The organism is Alicyclobacillus tolerans, from assembly GCF_048984885.1.
In the GTDB taxonomy this organism is placed as follows: Bacteria; Bacillota; Bacilli; order Alicyclobacillales; family Alicyclobacillaceae; genus Alicyclobacillus_I; species Alicyclobacillus_I tolerans.
The window spans coordinates 2,129,400-2,145,616 of record NZ_JBMGNK010000002.1 but is presented as its reverse complement, the minus strand read 5'-3'; the positions used below and the strand labels follow the sequence as shown (position 1 = coordinate 2,145,616).

The 16,217-nt window shown below is 46.7% G+C and carries 15 protein-coding genes and 3 pseudogenes; 12 read left to right on the top strand and 6 right to left on the bottom strand.

Features of this window, described 5'->3' with window-relative positions; translation table 11 throughout:
- Window positions 1-211: 211 nt before the first annotated feature.
- From ACOJUR_RS10830 to ACOJUR_RS10810, 5 genes and pseudogenes are all read left to right on the top strand, one after another.
- The gene (locus tag ACOJUR_RS10830) at window positions 212-439 is read left to right on the top strand and encodes a hypothetical protein (RefSeq protein ID WP_420949985.1); all 228 of its coding nucleotides are present in this window, start codon (window positions 212-214) and stop codon (window positions 437-439) included.
- A 586-nt stretch (window positions 440-1,025) separates the two neighbouring features.
- Window positions 1,026-1,499, top strand: coding sequence for an HIT family protein (locus tag ACOJUR_RS10825; protein ID WP_420949984.1), 474 nt, complete (start codon window positions 1,026-1,028; stop codon window positions 1,497-1,499).
- A 211-nt stretch (window positions 1,500-1,710) separates the two neighbouring features.
- Window positions 1,711-3,027: pseudogene (locus ACOJUR_RS10820) on the top strand (ISNCY family transposase).
- 328 nt (window positions 3,028-3,355) lie between these two features.
- Window positions 3,356-4,726 carry a purine-cytosine permease family protein gene (locus tag ACOJUR_RS10815; protein WP_420949983.1) on the top strand — a complete coding sequence of 457 codons (1,371 nt, stop codon included), beginning with the start codon at window positions 3,356-3,358 and terminating at the stop codon, window positions 4,724-4,726.
- Between the two features lie 330 nt (window positions 4,727-5,056).
- Window positions 5,057-5,263, top strand: a complete 207-nt coding sequence (locus ACOJUR_RS10810) for a hypothetical protein (RefSeq protein WP_420949982.1) — start codon at window positions 5,057-5,059, stop codon at window positions 5,261-5,263.
- 77 nt (window positions 5,264-5,340) lie between these two features.
- Here ACOJUR_RS10810 and ACOJUR_RS10805 read toward each other — a convergent pair.
- Window positions 5,341-6,486, bottom strand: a pseudogene (locus ACOJUR_RS10805) (IS3 family transposase).
- A gap of 312 nt (window positions 6,487-6,798) precedes the next feature.
- Between ACOJUR_RS10805 and ACOJUR_RS10800 the strand changes: the two are divergent.
- Window positions 6,799-7,173 (top strand): VOC family protein, encoded by a 375-nt coding sequence (locus ACOJUR_RS10800; protein WP_072874711.1) that lies wholly within the window; start codon window positions 6,799-6,801, stop codon window positions 7,171-7,173.
- A 248-nt stretch (window positions 7,174-7,421) separates the two neighbouring features.
- On the opposite strand, the pseudogene ACOJUR_RS10795 reads toward ACOJUR_RS10800, so the two are convergent.
- The 4 genes and pseudogenes from ACOJUR_RS10795 to ACOJUR_RS10780 all read right to left on the bottom strand — a co-directional run.
- Window positions 7,422-7,547 (bottom strand): annotated as a pseudogene (locus ACOJUR_RS10795) (IS1595-like element ISDess1 family transposase); the annotation flags it as partial.
- 47 nt (window positions 7,548-7,594) lie between these two features.
- Complete coding sequence (locus tag ACOJUR_RS10790; RefSeq protein ID WP_420949981.1) at window positions 7,595-8,023, bottom strand: hypothetical protein; 429 nt, start codon at window positions 8,021-8,023, stop codon at window positions 7,595-7,597.
- 77 nt (window positions 8,024-8,100) lie between these two features.
- Window positions 8,101-9,270 (bottom strand): hypothetical protein, encoded by a 1,170-nt coding sequence (locus tag ACOJUR_RS10785; RefSeq protein WP_420949980.1) that lies wholly within the window; start codon window positions 9,268-9,270, stop codon window positions 8,101-8,103.
- A gap of 379 nt (window positions 9,271-9,649) precedes the next feature.
- Window positions 9,650-9,934 carry a transposase gene (locus ACOJUR_RS10780; protein WP_420949979.1) on the bottom strand — a complete coding sequence of 95 codons (285 nt, stop codon included), beginning with the start codon at window positions 9,932-9,934 and terminating at the stop codon, window positions 9,650-9,652.
- 252 nt (window positions 9,935-10,186) lie between these two features.
- Here ACOJUR_RS10780 and ACOJUR_RS10775 point away from each other — a divergent pair, with 252 nt between their 5' ends.
- Entirely contained in the window at window positions 10,187-10,702 is a 516-nt protein-coding gene (locus tag ACOJUR_RS10775; protein WP_420949978.1) for a hypothetical protein, read from the top strand.
- Window positions 10,703-10,744: 42 nt separating this feature from the next.
- Window positions 10,745-10,987, top strand: a complete 243-nt coding sequence (locus ACOJUR_RS10770; RefSeq protein WP_203115381.1) for a hypothetical protein — start codon at window positions 10,745-10,747, stop codon at window positions 10,985-10,987.
- Window positions 10,988-11,477: 490 nt separating this feature from the next.
- Here ACOJUR_RS10770 and ACOJUR_RS10765 read toward each other — a convergent pair whose 3' ends face one another.
- The gene (locus ACOJUR_RS10765) at window positions 11,478-12,764 is read right to left on the bottom strand and encodes an IS110 family RNA-guided transposase (protein WP_420950494.1); all 1,287 of its coding nucleotides are present in this window, start codon (window positions 12,762-12,764) and stop codon (window positions 11,478-11,480) included.
- A gap of 630 nt (window positions 12,765-13,394) precedes the next feature.
- Here ACOJUR_RS10765 and ACOJUR_RS10760 point away from each other — a divergent pair.
- The 4 genes from ACOJUR_RS10760 (at window position 13,395) to ACOJUR_RS10745 (ending at window position 16,190) form a co-directional block, all read left to right on the top strand.
- Entirely contained in the window at window positions 13,395-14,216 is an 822-nt protein-coding gene (locus tag ACOJUR_RS10760) for an MBL fold metallo-hydrolase (protein ID WP_420949977.1), read from the top strand.
- Between the two features lie 81 nt (window positions 14,217-14,297).
- The gene (locus tag ACOJUR_RS10755; RefSeq protein WP_420949976.1) at window positions 14,298-14,468 is read left to right on the top strand and encodes a hypothetical protein; all 171 of its coding nucleotides are present in this window, start codon (window positions 14,298-14,300) and stop codon (window positions 14,466-14,468) included.
- Between the two features lie 404 nt (window positions 14,469-14,872).
- Entirely contained in the window at window positions 14,873-15,346 is a 474-nt protein-coding gene (locus ACOJUR_RS10750) for a VOC family protein (RefSeq protein ID WP_420949975.1), read from the top strand.
- 298 nt (window positions 15,347-15,644) lie between these two features.
- Window positions 15,645-16,190, top strand: a complete 546-nt coding sequence (locus ACOJUR_RS10745) for a DinB family protein (protein WP_420949974.1) — start codon at window positions 15,645-15,647, stop codon at window positions 16,188-16,190.
- The last annotated feature ends 27 nt before the right edge of the window (window positions 16,191-16,217 follow it).

The following is a 16,217-nucleotide window of genomic DNA, read 5'->3' as shown; positions in this document are numbered from 1 at the left end:
TTCTTGAATTATCGGATGCAAAAATTCAAGTTCCCTGAGCCATCTGTTGTATGATTATACGGTGGTGTATACTTTCGGAATCTTGCGCAATCGAAGCAGTATAGTCTCACAACGAACATGTGTTGAACTTGGTTGGTGTGAAGGCTTCGGTCGCTTAATTCAGTTATAATACTGGTACACTCATTTATGGAAGTAGGCGAAGGGTATGGCGATGTCGAAAAAGCTTGTTCACGAAGCAGCGAATCAGTTAAGGACGATTTTCTACAAGCTCAACTTAGATAGTCGAAAGATCACAGTCGACTTATACAATGAAACCGTTGAGTCAGAGGATGATTACGCTGTTGATGACATTCTTGAGTCTGCTGGAATTCTAACGCCTGAAGAGGATCGACAACTCGAAGAGACGGTATGCCAAATGCGCGAGGGTGACTGGGATTAAGTTCCATTGGCAGATATCTACTGGACACAAATATTGCCATCGCCGTCTTGGCTAATGAGTTCATTGTCATGGATTTTGTTAGGCAGGCATCGAACGACATGATGCCATTATTTTTTCTCCGTGATCACTGAATGTGAGGTTTTTAGTAGTATATCGTCGGATCAGAAGTTACACGGTTAGCAACTCTATAATAAGCGGCGCTGCATAGACGTTACTTCCACAATAGCTCGAACTGCAGGGAGTTAAGGCGCGAACAGCGAGACAAAGCAGAAAACTAAAAACTCCTGATGCCCTAATCATAGCAACTGCTATTGATGATGCTCAATTAGGACTTGTGTCACGGGATTTTGACATGGAGTTTATTAAAGGTGAACTGAACGTCCTGGTTGTTCGGTTGTAAAATGCATGTTCTTCGTCACCTCCGGAATTCATTGGATTTATTCTCTTCTTCCACCTCAAGCAATATTAAAGTGACAACTAGATGTCCCATCCAACGTATGAATATACAGCCTGGCTGAGGGACCCCTCCTGATGCTCTCAGGCCGCAATGTGCAATGAATATCTTCTCGGAAAAGAGGAGAATTTGATGAGTGATGATTGGAAGAAAGATAGGTTTGGAGCCATTGAACGAAATGAAAATCCAATGATTCTTACTAGAATGAAAAGTGGTTATGCAGTAATCGGGGATACTCAATTTCTTCCTGGATATTGTGTACTATTGGCGTATCCCAAAGTTGCTTCTCTTGAAGATTTAAGTTTAGAAGCCAAAACAGACTTTTTGCGAGATATGAGTTTGTTGGGAGAAGCGGTTCAGTTCGTGTGCAATCCGAGGCGAATGAATTATTCCATCTATGGAAATTCTGATGACTTCCTACATGCTCACGTCTTTCCAAGATATGATTGGGAACCAGAAGAAAGAAAACCTTATCCTGTTTGGCAGTATCCAAGAGAAATGTGGGTCTTGCCAGCGGTACAATATTGTGAAGAAAAGCATTTATCTTTGCGTCAACAAATTGCAACGAAACTTACCTCTTTGATTGCGAAGTGCAATTCTAATTAGTGGCCCCTGAAAAAGTCGTCGTTTGCGGCAATAAAAAAGGAATCGCAAGACCTGGTGGTGAAGTGGTTGTTGTCGAGACAAACACGCGCCAATCGGGGTATTTTGCAAATTCCTTTGCCTGAGAGTTTCGTCATTGCACCCCGGGATTCCTGTTAAGGAGTGCTGGAAAATGCTACGGACTCACCAGAGTTAGACGACGCTTTGGGATACCATCTTGCTGGAATCGCTGCTCAAATTGCCGGCAGAACTGGAATATATCGATCAAATCCTGAATGACGAGCGGTTTATGGCTTCGTTCCTGGAGAACTTCAACTCTTCCATGGGTCGTCCGACGGTCCCGGTACAAACCTATTTGCGCCTCATGTACCTGAAGTTCCGTTACCAGCTAGGATACGAATCTCTCGTTCAAGAAGTCAGCGACAGTATCGCATGGCGGCGTTTCTGTCATATCGCAATCGACGGGAAAGTGCCGGATGCCAGTACGTTCATCAAGGTCAGGAAGCGGTATGGTGAGAATATCATTGAGCAAGTGAATGAACTGTTAGTGAAGAAGCTTGATGAGCAGAAAATCATCCGTCATCGCAAGTTGTATACGGATACCACGGTGGTCGAATCGGACATCCATTACCCAACGGATGCAACGCTTCTTCAGGATGGCGTTCGTGCCATCACCGGGACAGTCAACCGCATTCGTAAACTGGCATTGCACGCAACAGAGAGTTTCGTTGATCAGACGGATGCGGTAAAGAAAAAGATACTAGCGTTTGCAAAGGTACTGCGCCGCCGGATGAGCCAATCCTGGGATGCGATCAACCAGATGACTCAAGAGGTTGTGGACATCACACAGAGTGTGTTGCAGCAGGCTGAGTCGGTGATTAAGAAGTTACATCAGACAAAGAAGCCGTTGATAGAGGCGCAAAAGGAAAAGCTGCAATCCCTTGTAGACAAGACAAAACAGTTGATCGACCAGGCGAAGCAAGTCATCGATGGAAATCGAATGATCCCGTACCGTCTCATCAGCATTCATGACCCGGAAGCTCGGCCGATCAAAAAAGGCAAACTCACCAAGAAAGTTGAGATCGGGTACAAAGTTCGTATCGATGAGACAGAAAGCGGATTTGTGACCGGATACGCCGTCTATACAGGCAACCCATCCGATGACGATCTGCCTATTCCGGCTGTACAGCATCATCAAGAGGTATTCGGTTCAGTGTCTCATGCGGTGGCCACGGATCGGGGGTTCAGCAGTCGCAACAATGAGCAGATGTTGAGAGAAGAACTGGGCATTCATCACGTGAGCACACCATTCCGAGGCAAAAAGAGCAAGTGAAGGACGGAGATCGAAAGGGAGCCTTGGTTCATAAACCTACAGAGATTCCGAGTAGGTGGCGAAGCCAAAATCGGGCTGCTGAAGCAAAAGTACGGACTGGGCCGGTCCCGATTCCGAGGCCACTCGGGCACATCGACGTGGGTTGGATACGGCATCCTGGCCCACAATCTAAGGAGAGCGGTCCAAGTAACCCAGTAATTGGGGATTGAATGTGCGAAAAAGAATAGTCATCCCACAAAAAGTCCTATTTCAGCTACCCCGCAGGGTAGAGGTAAACTCAAACAACGACTTTTTCAGGGGCCACTAATTAGGTTGTGATTTATCCGCCGGATGCGTTGCCCTTCTTTCTTGTATTGTAAATTTGATCATTGCGTAGCAGCGCATCGGCCAAGCGGATGAACTTTCACGCTCCTCGCCCTTCGGGCTGTAGGTGCGAGTTCAGCTACACTGCCCAACTGCAACAACTATCTTGCTGAAAATTCTTTAGTAAGACGACTCTAAAAACACTATACGAGGAGGAAATAACGTGCTAGAACAGCGTGAGACGGATCGTCGGATGTCTGGGCTGCTGGGTGAAGTAGAGACGGTTGGTATATTGCCTGTCCCGGACAACGAGCGAACTATGTCCTCTGGCAAAATGACTATTGTATGGCTGATGGCTTCGGCGTCCGCTACGACGCCGCTCATTGGTTCGTTGCTGTTTCATTTTGGACTCACGGATATGGTTCTTGCCATCCTACTAAGCTTTCTCATCGGTCTTGTACCCGCGGGACTTTTTTCGGAAATGGGTCGTGAGGTACCGTTAACAGGTTTAATTGTCGCCCGCAAAAGTTATGGAACTTTGGGCGCGTTCTTGTTCTCTGTCCTATTTTCGTTTGTGAATATGGGTTGGTTTGGATTGAATACCGCTGTAGCTGGTGAAACCTTGGCCGCAATCACACACATGCAAGGTTCGCTGTGGTTTTGGATTATCGGAGCTGTTCAAGTGATTTTGGTGATTTTCGGCATGAAGTGGCTGGAATATTTCTACCGATACACCTCTGTAGTACTGCTCGTATGCTATGCGCTGTTGGTCTATCTGTTGTTCTCTCGCTATCACGTCGCTATGCCCCATGCCACAGAGGCCATGCAATGGGGCGCAGCCATCACAACGGTCGTCACCTTTTCGATTTTAGCTTGGACCTACAAAGTCTCCACAGTGTCCCGATTCGCCATTCCGGCATCTAATCCCAAAGCACGTATCGCTTTTTTCTTATCACCATCCGTGGGCATTATGGCATCCGTTTTGGTGATGGGACTCATGGGGATGTACTCACAGCAAGCTACCGGAAATTGGAATCTGGCTCTTCTTGGTTCCAACGCTCCTGTTTGGGGAGTATTTGCAGCGGTAGGCGTGGCTTTGGCTATTATTCACACGAACGCGATGAACCTCTATCCGTCGACGGTTGATCTACTAGTGGCACTGAATACTTTTCGAAAGCCCAGTAAATGGGATCAACCCATTGCTACCATTGTTTTGGGCTTTTTCAGTACAGTGCTGGCGATTTTGGGTATTTTAAACCATGTTCAAGGGTTTCTTGATGTCATAGGTGATGTCATTATCCCCTTTACATTCATTATGATCGTGGACTGGGTCTGGGTACAGAAAAAGAAAACGCCAGCGTCAGCCTTCTTTGAACGCCCGCGTACCCCACGCGAATGGTGGACATGGCCGTCCATTGTCTCCTTTGTTGTAGGATTAGTTATTAGCATTTGGGGCGGAGATTGGTTTCCCAACCTCTTCTCTGCGGTGTTACCCTTACCAGTAGTAGGAGGATTAGTTGGATCTGTTGTATTCGTCATTTGGGAACTTCCACGCATCCGTTCCTTGCCTCAGACAATAGAAAAGCAACAATAAATGACACATGGGTGGGTGGTCATACCACTAGAAATGATGATCTTCCTTCATGAAAGAAGGGGTTGCACTCAAGTTCACCTCCTTGAAGGGATACTACCGCCTTATGAACACAATGAAGACCATACGCAAGCGCGTGACACATCTGCCAGGACATCATCTTACTTAAAATCGACGAGTTATCCTTGTATCATGGACATCAGATGTTTCATTTAGGTGAGTTATCATGAACGAAGCTCGGCTCCACGTCACAACCCGTAGGTTAGTTGGCAATACTGGTATTTGTGGAAACACCGATGCCAATCAGAGCTACATTGTGAGGGAGGCGATATTATGAAGGATAGCACAAAGTATATTGGTTTAGACGTTTCAAAGGATTTTATCGCAGTGGCCATTGCAGATGAAGGGCGAGATCATCATAGGTATTTTGGTCATATTCCCAACAACGAAGAGTCGATTCGTAAGTTGTTTAAGAAATTGGGTGAGGGAGCGTTTGTCCAATCTACAAGTGTTAAACCGGTTGTGGTATTAAGTAAATAGGTTGGACAGACCAAACAGAGAATGTCTAAGTATTCAGTTTTGTACCACTTAACCTGATTAGCCAGCCGCCTTGAGTATCATTTGGTCATACATGGAGTGTATTGAACTGGCGTTTTGTAGCCGATTGACGAGTGAATCCGCACTCGGTTGTACCAAAGATCGATGTATTCCCAGATGTCTCGCTTTGCCCTTGCCCTTGTTTCATATGTTTCAAGATGAATTAGCTCCCGCTTAATGACACTGTGGAACGACTCGATGCAAGCATTATCGTAACCATTGCCTTTGCGGCTCATGCTGCCGATCATCTGGTATTCCTTCAACTTGTCCCGGTATTCCCTTGACGCATACTGACTTCCACGGTCCGAGTGATGCAGTACACCATCATCCGGTTTTTCACGCTTATAGGCTTGCTCTAACGCAGCCATGACGAGTTCCTTCGTCATCCGTGAATCGGCTTTCCACCCAACAATTTTCCGTGTGAATAAGTCCATGATGCTTGCAACATATAGCCATCTTTCGGTGGGCCAAACATATGTGATATCCGACATCCAGACCTGATTTGGACGCTCTGCTTGGAATGTCTGGTTAAGCACATGGTCATGCACCGGGTGGTTGTGTTTCGAATGGGTGGTCGCCTTGTATTTGTGTACGGTACGACTTTTTAGCCCGTTCTCACGCATCATTCCAGCCACTGTTTTCTGACCAACTCGACATCCTTCTGCATGGAGAATCCGTGTAATTTTCGGACTCCCGTATCATCGCCGAGAGGACAGAAAGATTTGATGAATGCGTTTTGTAAGCTTGCGACATCGCTGTTTGCGTTCGCTATCTGGGCGTTTGAGCCATGCATAGTACCCGCTTCGAAATACCTGCAGCACTTTGCACATCCTCTGAACCGAAAACTCGAATCGATGGTCGTAGATGAACTGATATCTTATTTCCGGTCGTTGCTGAAGATGCGCACTGCGTTTTTTAAGATTTCTATTTCCTCTCTCAGCTCACGGTTCTCACGCTCTACATCCCAAGTCGCTTGGGCTTGGGGCTTCAAATTCCCACTGCCAACAAAGGGATGTTTCGGATCGCTTTTATATTGAGCAATCCACCCATAAAGCGTCATTGAAGTCATAACCAGATCCCGTGCCACTTGTGAGGCTGTCTTCCCCTCCTCCAACACCAACTTCACCGTATTCAATTTAAAAATCTCAATCATATCTACGTTCCAACACAGACACCTCAAATCGATGATTTACTTATTTTCACATTCTCGATTTGCTGTGTCCACCATTAGAGCCTAACATCTATCCTTTCTCGCTCGTTTTCTTGAGTTTACTGGCTGTTTTCTAGCTGGTGCTCATCATCACCTTATGTGTTTTGCTGGTATTGGGCGGGAGCTCTTTGATGCCTTTGGTTTTGGCCAGTTTCATCAACAGAATATTTTTCGCTGTGTTCTGTTTAATTGTGAATTTTCAACGCAAGAAGGAAAATCTAATTTCGTGTAAAATCGTAGGATAGACATTAAGAAAGAAGGAATGGATATGTCATTCAGGTTTTCTGGTATTGACCACGTCCAACTTGCTGCTCCTGAAGGGTGTGAAGCCGAAGCACGCAAGTTTTTCGTTGACCTGTTAGGTTGGGAAGAACTCCCCAAACCTGAACCCCTTTGTAAGCGTGGCGGTGTATGGTTCCAATGCGGCTCTCACCAGGTACACATCGGTGTGCAAAAGGACTTTATTCCTGCAACTAAAGCACATCCTGCTTTTCACGTTGAAAACATCAGCGAGTTGCGGGATTACCTGTTGCAGAAAAACGTGAATGTAATTGATGACGACGCTCGTGCAGATGAAGGCGTAAAACGTTTCTATCTGAACGATCCGTTCGGAAACCGCCTTGAATTCTTAGAATGGCTCTAAGCCGGGGTTTCGACTTTCAACAGATTCCGACCCTATAACACTCGGCATGGCAAAGCAAATCAGGTCCACGTTCTCCTGTGTCATGCGACACGTAGAAAACCAACGTCTTGACCTTGGAGTATCGGCTTTGTACAAACAGCGCAAATTCCTGTGTGAACTGCGTGCTTGTACTGAGCTTTTTATTGTCGATGCCAGGACATGGCAAGGAACCAACACGCCCATGTGCCACTGGAAATCGCTCGGGGCGTGTCAATAAACGCGAACCATGTTATGTAGTTGTCGAGGTGCTTGGTTGCAACGCCACAAAAGTGTTGCCTCCAACCGTTCAAGAGACTGTGTTAGGCGTTGACGTTCTGAATGTGGTACACACCTCTTGTGCGTTTATTCTTACTTTCATTTTAGCCTAACAGAGCATTTAATTTTAAAGTTTAAAGATAACAACAACAAGAACGGATAGAGAGAGTAGCAAAATAACAAATAACCATTGAAGATAGGCACGTAGAGCACGAGATGTATTTGCACCAGAGACTGTGATTTCTTTACTGGTATTCGTTAACATAAATAGACTGATGAGAACTACCAGAATGCCGACACCACCCATATATTGAACCCAAAATTGAGATAACTTGTCATGAGGAATCAAAAATAATAAGGGTACGCCTCCTAGGAGCAAAAACCCAGCACCTATATGAGTAATACGAGTGATGTTACGCACAACAACATGTAATACTTGCGATTTTATCGTATTGGATTCTCGACGCATGAAGAATAAAAGCAAACCTATCGTCGCTAATCCACCTAGCCACAAAATAATACCCACAATATGAAAAAAGAAAAATAGATGCGACATGGTTAAACTCACCTCTCAGCAAAAATTGGATATGTCTACACCATCAAACAACGTTACAGAATGAAAGACTCGTCATACTATTTATGGCGAACCAATGGGGAGTGTACGGTTTTAAAAAATTTTTTCAGATATGAAAATTCAATTTTCCATACTTCTGGTTTAGTCCAACCAACCAGCATGAAAAGTGCTACTAATGGCGCACTATTGACGTCAGTTCCCATGCCTCCAAGCACACCAAAGTCTTGTCCAAACCACCATATCAAAAAAAGTATCGTTAAAGAAAAACTGAGCAATATAGCTCGTCTTACAGGTAGAATGGCTAGAATAGCAACAAGAAGCATAGCTCCAGATGTAATTCCATTGACCCATGCGGTATGCGCAACAGACATATTCATAAACCAATGAATCCCATCTACAACCCAATAAGGTTGAGGATCAAGTGTCTGAATCATACTAGATAAGCTGTTTTTCCATGTTTCAGAATTCCAGCCACCATTGATAGGAGCTAATTGCCATAGTGCGGCAATGAACCAAAAAATGGCTATTATCCACTGCAAACCACGGTAAAACTCTACATTTTTCCAATAACGAATCGGTAAAAGCAGTAATATGGCCGCAACGACGTAAAAAATGACACCCCCGGGTGATCCTTGTAAAAGGAATGAGCTCCCTGCTGCAAAGGTGTTCCCAAAACCTTCACCATAAATCCAAACCATGATACCCCAAATTATAGAAGCTCCAAGAGCTGTAAAGCCAATCCAATTTCTGCGATTCAATATGAGCAGAATGCCAATGTACAGTTGGATCATAATAGATTCCACATTGCTCGTTACCGGATCACTCGCCCATCTGTTCATCAATGCTACATCTGAAGGACGAAAAAAAGGAATCTGTACTTGATAGGCACTTTCTAAAATATCCGTCACAAAATCATGTGTAAACATCATGGGTTGCATTTGTAAGAATCCTGCGACTAACCAGAAAAAAGCTATGCCGTACCATAATAGTTGATATGGGAGAGGTAAGGAAATTTTTTTATTGTGTAATCGTTTATCTACCTGTAACAACTTATCCGTTTCTAATTTTGCATCTTCTGTTAAACCTTGTGCTCTGTCAAATAAAACCATTTGATGAATCAACCGTTTGGCCAATTGGTAAATCCCTGCGGCAAAGACACATAACAATGCGGAAACAATTAAGACATTACTGAGATATTGGTAAGGTGAAACTGGACCTCCCATGCCCACGTTTTGCCTTCCTCCCTATTTTTCTTTTAAAAGTTTTGACTGCATTCTATAACTTTTAAACTTTTAAGAAAGTGTGGGTAGGGGAATTTCAAACATTTTTCAATTTGTTATGTCGCATTTGTGAAGGCTTTAGGTTGTTAAAAAATTTTGGCAGCTTGGGCAGAAGAAGTTGAACCTTCGTTTTTTCTTTGTGAGAAAAGAAAACGAGTTGGCGGGATATGACGGCGGGTGGATGTGAGCGAGTCTCGGGATATCTAGCCTATCGCCCGTTATCTTGAGCTTACTGGCTGTTTTCTGGCCGATGCTCATCATCACCTTATGTGTTTTGGTGGAATTGGGCAGGTTTTCTCTGATGCCTTGGGTTTTGGACAGTTTGGTATTAAGTCAATATAGCAGAAACTCCAGTTTGGAAATATCTTCTTTCGTATTCAACTGGCGTTAGATAGCCGATGGATGAGTGTACCCGCTCCGGGTCTCGTAAAATCTTCGCTTCCGTCTTAAGGTTCCCGCTCCTGACGAACGGGGTAGAAGGATCCTTCTTGTATTTCGACATCCATCCATACAACTTCTTTTGCGATATGCCCAGATCCCGAGCTACCTGGCTCGCCGGCTTCCTACTCTCAACTGCATGACCTTTGAATTCCTTGTCGTACTTCTGTGTCATGTGGCTAACCTCGAACCTCCTTATTCTTACATTCTTGATTCGTTGTGTCCACACTTTCAACCTAGCACCATTATCTCTTCAAAAAGTCCTGATGCTAGAGGCGTAATCATTCAATGGGATTTCAATCAATGTGGCTCATACTGTGTTGGTGGAAGCGGGGTGGTAGATAAGACGTCTCGTTTCGCGTCAATCAATCGCAGTCGTCTAGGACGCATCATTTGAATGGAGGATACGTAAAAGATGAGGATTAGAATGTCTAAGAAAACTCTTATAGGTTCTGCCGCTGTAGTGGCTACGATGGGTCTGGGAACTTCGATGGTGTTGGCTGCTACGAATGCTGGACATACCGCATCTTCCTCGGCAAAAGTGTCCATGGTGGCGGGTAGCATGCAGTCCTCCACGGGCACTCAGAGCCAGGCATCTCTTTCTTTTGCACCGCATTGGCGCATGGGCCCCATAGGGACGGGGATGCAGGGGATAGCTAAGGATTTAAATCTCAGTCCATCTACTCTGCAGACGGATTTGAAGTCTGGGAAAACGTTGGCGCAAATCGCGGAGAGTCAAGGTGTCTCTTCTGCCCAACTGATTTCTGAATTGGAGAGTGCTGCGAAAGCGAAATTGGATGACCAGGTCTCGAGTGGAAAGATGACCAGTGCCAGAGAAAGTGACATCTTGTCCCGAATGGACAAGAGGATTAGCAACTTCGTGAATGGCAAAATGCCCACTTGGGGCTCACATGCCACACATGCTTGGGGCGCTCGGTCCTAAAGCTGGACCGGATCGGCCCAGTCATACATGAAACAATAGTGCATGGCGCGAGACCATCGCGACTCTTTGACCGTCATCGTCTGTCGATGCGATTTAATGGATAGAAGAATGGAACAAGGCTCCAGCCGTTGTGGGCTGGGGCATTGTTACGAAGCGCGTAAAAGGGGAGCCATTCAGGAATGTTTTGTATATCGAACGCCCTTAGCCTGCTTGGCAGGGATTTTGATTGGAGCGATTGGACAAAAAATAGACGATGGACACCAATATAAACGCAAACTTCGATAGCAATGGCGATGTCCCCGAGAACATGTGTGAGCAACAAGTGTAAATTTCCCTTTATCATGATATGCCCCCCAATCTGGATTTCTTCTTCCCACTATAAATTAATGTTTTCTTCTATTTACTCTCTCATTCTCACGATTACGCACCTTGACAATTTGAGAGGGATTGCCAGAATGCTAGATGTGCCAATTTTCAAACGGATACTCCGTGGCAGGAACAGAGATTGGCGTTAATTTACCAATACATGGAACATAATGATGTTCGCACCTTTGGATGTCCACACGTTCCCTTGCGGTTTACCCTCCCATGTCACACTGGGTCTATGCCCTCACATTCCTTCGTTCTACCTCTCAAGGGGTGGATGCCGTTTCTTGCTCCTTTGCTGGGTCGTTGCCCTTATGGAATAGTTACTACGGCTTATCCGTGCTTTCGTTTGTCTTGGTCTTTCATCGTGTCTCACAAGCGAGTAAGTTGAAGTACGAGTTTGAATCAGTTAAGCAGCCATCTGTAGTTGGGACTTCCGAAGCGGTCCCAGTAAATCTTCAGAGTTGTACGGTACTTGCTTTGTCCCCAATGTGTGCAGGACACGAATGAGCTTTCCACACAGCGCAATGAGCGACTGTTTCTTCTTCAAGGGATTGCATGTTCGTGTCGTATAGTAATGGTGCAAAGCCTTGAACTCTGGATTCGTAGCTACCATCGGTAATATCGCTCGGAATAGAAGTGCCCTCAGCCGTGAGCGTCCACGTTTAGAGATGCCAGTTTTCCCTTTTCTCTTGCCAGAGCTGTTTTCTTTCAAATTGAGTCCAGCAAGCCGAATGATCTGCTGCCCATGGTCATATCCCTGAAGGTCACCGACTTCAGCCAGGAAGCCAGCAAGTGTCGTTACACCCATCCCTGGTACACTCAGCATCTCGTCAGTGCCTGGAATCTGGTTGAGCAGTTGCTCCACCTGAGCCATGATTTCGTCACGTTGCCGAGTGAACATGTCGTATTGCTCCAGTAGAGCCGTCAGTTCCAACCGAGCAGCCTTGAGTCCCTCTTTCAGACCAATGGACTTTTCAGCGGCTGTTACGAGCCGTTTTGCTCGCTTTATACCGACAGCCCGTTTCACACCGCCACTTTTCCACTGGTTCACAATCTCACTGGCGCCTAGTAAGACGAGGTCCTGTGGAAACGGAGACTCACGCAGTGTAATGAGAGATGCCTTGCCTTCCCAATCCTTGAACACCTGGGTGTATTCCGGAAAGAACCGGTCGAGCCAGTTCTGTATCCGCCGCTGCACCTGACCTAGATTCACCATAACCTTTTCCCTCAGGTTCATGAGGATTCGTAAATCCGCATAGACACCTGTTGGGAGTTTGGGCTCGGTGTACTTGCCGTCCTTCACGAGATTCGCAATGACCTTAGCATCCTTGTAGTCGTTCTTCGTCGGCGAGTTATCCTCCAACTCTTTGCTCTTGTTGACGTGATGCGGATTCACGAGCACGAATCGAACGTTCAAGTCTTGAATGAAGGCACCTAACGGGAACCAGTAGTGTCCGGTCGGCTCAACGCCAAAGACGACATCCGTCTTGCCGTGCAGCCGTTGCAACTCCGTCATCCACGTTACGAGTTTCGTCAGACCCTCATCGTCATTGCTAAAAACGCACTCTCTACCGAGCTCAATTCCACGAAAATCAATGGCTCTCGCTACATGCGTTTGCTTCGCAATGTCCGCTCCCACAATGATGGTAGCGTCGGTAATTTGTTGGATTCGTTGATTTTGCTTCTGTTGCATCTTATACTTCACGTTGAGCGTCCTCCTCAATTAGGGAATGAATGTCCTGCATTCGGAACCCAGCATACAGGAGGCGCTCTTTTTGTTTCAAACCCGAAATTAATTCATTACAGGAATGGCTCCTTTTTTATCATTCTTTCCAGAATTACGAGTTTATTAAATCATCTAGAATGATACTGCTCCATTAACCTGGCTTACGGCCAACTGGAAGTGTCGCTGCCGCTTCTGGTTCACCATGATTGGTGCTGGATTGCCTATGGACTCCCTCGTCGCTGGTTGCATATTGCAGCTTATGAAGCCGTCTGCGAAAATGGCGTTAGAGGCGAAGGAATTTTGTTGATAGCGATGGTCATTATGGCGGTTCTACCATTTTGCACGATACGGTAGACTGAACGTTAGGGAGGTCGGTGGCCCATCCCATGTCTCAGCTTCACACGTTTACAAAGGGAGTGTCTGCTCATGTAAGGACGAGGAGGGACAACCGGTTTGGTGTACAGACGCTCGGGGTAGGTATAGGACCGACGGTGTATGGATTGGGCAGGCGTACGAGCGTACGCCTCTTCCAGAGGTGACGGCCATGAGTGGTTATCACATCCGAGAAGGAAGTTCAAGGAAGAGAGGGGACGGACAATGAGCAAGTGGATCTGCGTGACCTGCGGAACACAATATCCAGAACGTGATACTCCGCCCGAACACTGTTCCATCTGCGAGGATGAGCGGCAGTATATTGGACTCGGAGGGCAAAGATGGACGACATTGGAAGAGATGAAGGCAACCGGATACCGGAATGCTTTTTACGAGCACGAACCGCACTTGTGGGGTCTTGAAACGGTCTCCGAGTTCGCGATTGGCCAGCATGCCAAACTGATCCGTACACCGCACGGGAACATCTTGTGGGACTGCATCTCATACATCGATGACGTGACGGTTGATCTCATTCGGGGTATTGGCGGCATTCAAGCCATCGCCATTTCACACCCCCACTTCTACTCTTCCATGGTGGAGTGGGCAGAGCGATTCGATGCACGGATCTATCTCCATGCTCGTGACAGACGGTGGGTGATGTATCCGAGCGACCGAATCGAATTTTGGGATGGTACGCAAGTTGAGTTGAACCCGGAGGTAACATTGGTTCACGTGGGTGGACATTTTGCCGGATCGACGGTGCTGCTCTGGAAGTCTGGTGCGAATGGCAAAGGCGTTCTCTTAACAGGCGACACGGTTTCTGTGTCGGCAGATCGCCGCTGGGTGTCGTTTATGTATAGCTTCCCGAATCGGATCCCGTTGTCTGCGGTGATCATGAAGGGTGTCCGGAGCAGGCTGGAACCACTGTCGTTTGACAGGCTGTATGGGACGCAGGCTGATTCGGTGGTTGAATATGACGCCAAGGGTGTCGTGATACGTTCAGTAGAGCGGTATCTTGATGCGTTGAGAAGAACTGAGGAGCGCTGAAACATCGGATTTGAACGTTGAGTTCCGTGGCCTAGACGGTAGTAGGACCAACAACGGATCAGAGAATATACCACTTTGCCGATGGTTCAATCTCAGTGTGGTCGTACGCTGGTTCCTGAAGAAGGCCAGAAACATGATGACTGTGTACGCCGCTTATCTGTTGGTACAGTGGTGAATTCAGCTGACGTAGGTCCAATGCACGTTCGCTTAGGAATACCGAAAAACGAGAAAGTGATAGAACATGAAAATTAGGCCACAGGAAGGTGACGAAGCGTGATCGAGATTAAGAAAGCACGGCAAGAGCATGTGGAAGGCATTTGTCGTGTCTGTACGCTCGCAAACTGGGATACGTACGGATAGATACGCCCCGCATCATACATCCAACGAATCGTGGAATATTTTTACAATCTCGAGCGGGTAGCACAGGAAATGCGGAACGGTCAGTATTGGTTTGCTGTCGACGGAGATATGGTCGTTGGTGCAGGTGGAGTGGGTGTCCGTCGCAAAGGGAAATAAGAAGGGTATTCCGTTCTACGAATCTCGAGGTTTCAAGCTGCAAGGCGAGCGAAAGGCTTACGCCTCATTGGAAGAAGAGAATTATGTCTTGTTGCGATATTGCCGACGGATCTAATCATAAAGATTGTTTCGAAGGAGGCGTGAATGTGATAAAGGGATTGTACGAAGCGCACTTGCCGGTTATCGACATGGAGAAGTCTATAGAGTTTTACCATGGGCTTGATTTGGAACTAGCATATCAAGGTCCACGAGTCACATTCTTTTGGATTGAGAAGGGCAAGAGTTGGCTCGGGCTCTGGTTATCGGAACATGCTAAAACACCATACCATCCATCCATTCGACATGTGGCTTTCTACGTGGAGTTAGAAGACCTGAAACGTGTGCAGAAATGGTTGAGAACTCGGGGAATTCAAGCCCGTGAGGCCTTCGGTGTATCCGGGGAAGATCAACCCCTAATCCTCTGCAATGATACTCATTACCATGCTGCCATATACTTTGATGATCCGGACGGGAACTCATTGGAGTTCATCACGCCGCTCAAACTGGACGCCGAGGATGTGGTTTATCATGATGGTATGACACTCAAACAGTGGCTTAATGCCAACCATTTGTAAAGCGGGTGGCTAGGTATGATGCAGATGGGAACACTCTACGAGGCACATCTAGTGGTTCGAAACTTGGAGAGATCGGCTCAGGCAATCCGGAGTAGAAGTAACAGGGTTTGAAGACGATTCAAGTGAACCTTGCGTTCACTGCTGGGTTCCGGCGGTATCGGTGTATTTTTCGGATCCAGATGGCCATGCGCTAGAACTCATCTCTGTTTTACCAGACAATCCTAAACCAGAATTCGGTGTCGTTTCGTGGTCGAAGTGGCGAAGCATCCATCCGCAGAAATGAAGGAGGACGAAACAGATGGACCTTGGACGTGCGTATCTGGACGCTGCTTTGGAAAATTTCCGGAATATGAAGAGAACTGCTGAGCGTGCGATCGAACAACTCAGCCTGCATGAGCTGCACTGGGCCCCTAATAATGAGTCAAACAGCATTGCGCGTATCGTCAAACACGTGGCAGGCAACATGATGTCGAGATGGACAGATTTTCTCACGACGGACGGAGAGAAGCCGACCCGCAACCGGGATAAAGAGTTTGAAGGTGGATATGCATCCCGTGAAGAGATGATGACGGCTTGGGAAGCGGGATGGGAGAAACTGTTTCAGGCGGTTGGCTCTCTCGAACCGGAGGACTTGCTGAAGATCGTGACCATCCGTACACAACCGCACACCGTTGTCCAAGCAATTGAGCGGCAAGTGTATCACCTCTCGTACCATACAGGTCAGATTGTGTACCTGGCCAAGCAAATCCGGAGGGCGGACTGGCAGACGTTGACCATTCCTCGTGGAAAGTCACAAGAATATCTGGAGAACATGGTGAATCGGTTCGGTAAGAAAGACGAATAGAGCGGGGAGGGTTGCGGTTGGGTTATA

Bases quoted from the DNA above. Each gene is read 5' to 3' on its own strand.
- ACOJUR_RS10830 (WP_420949985.1), top strand. From the start codon at position 212: ATGTCGAAAAAGCTTGTTCACGAAGCAGCGAATCAGTTAAGGACGATT.
- ACOJUR_RS10825 (WP_420949984.1), top strand. From the start codon at position 1,026: ATGAGTGATGATTGGAAGAAAGATAGGTTTGGAGCCATTGAACGAAAT.
- ACOJUR_RS10810 (WP_420949982.1), top strand. From the start codon at position 5,057: ATGAAGGATAGCACAAAGTATATTGGTTTAGACGTTTCAAAGGATTTT.
- ACOJUR_RS10800 (WP_072874711.1), top strand. From the start codon at position 6,799: ATGTCATTCAGGTTTTCTGGTATTGACCACGTCCAACTTGCTGCTCCT.
- ACOJUR_RS10790 (WP_420949981.1), bottom strand. From the start codon at position 8,023: ATGTCGCATCTATTTTTCTTTTTTCATATTGTGGGTATTATTTTGTGG.
- ACOJUR_RS10780 (WP_420949979.1), bottom strand. From the start codon at position 9,934: ATGACACAGAAGTACGACAAGGAATTCAAAGGTCATGCAGTTGAGAGT.
- ACOJUR_RS10775 (WP_420949978.1), top strand. From the start codon at position 10,187: ATGTCTAAGAAAACTCTTATAGGTTCTGCCGCTGTAGTGGCTACGATG.
- ACOJUR_RS10770 (WP_203115381.1), top strand. From the start codon at position 10,745: ATGGCGCGAGACCATCGCGACTCTTTGACCGTCATCGTCTGTCGATGC.
- ACOJUR_RS10765 (WP_420950494.1), bottom strand. From the start codon at position 12,764: ATGCAACAGAAGCAAAATCAACGAATCCAACAAATTACCGACGCTACC.
- ACOJUR_RS10760 (WP_420949977.1), top strand. From the start codon at position 13,395: ATGAGCAAGTGGATCTGCGTGACCTGCGGAACACAATATCCAGAACGT.
- ACOJUR_RS10755 (WP_420949976.1), top strand. From the start codon at position 14,298: ATGGTTCAATCTCAGTGTGGTCGTACGCTGGTTCCTGAAGAAGGCCAG.
- ACOJUR_RS10745 (WP_420949974.1), top strand. From the start codon at position 15,645: ATGGACCTTGGACGTGCGTATCTGGACGCTGCTTTGGAAAATTTCCGG.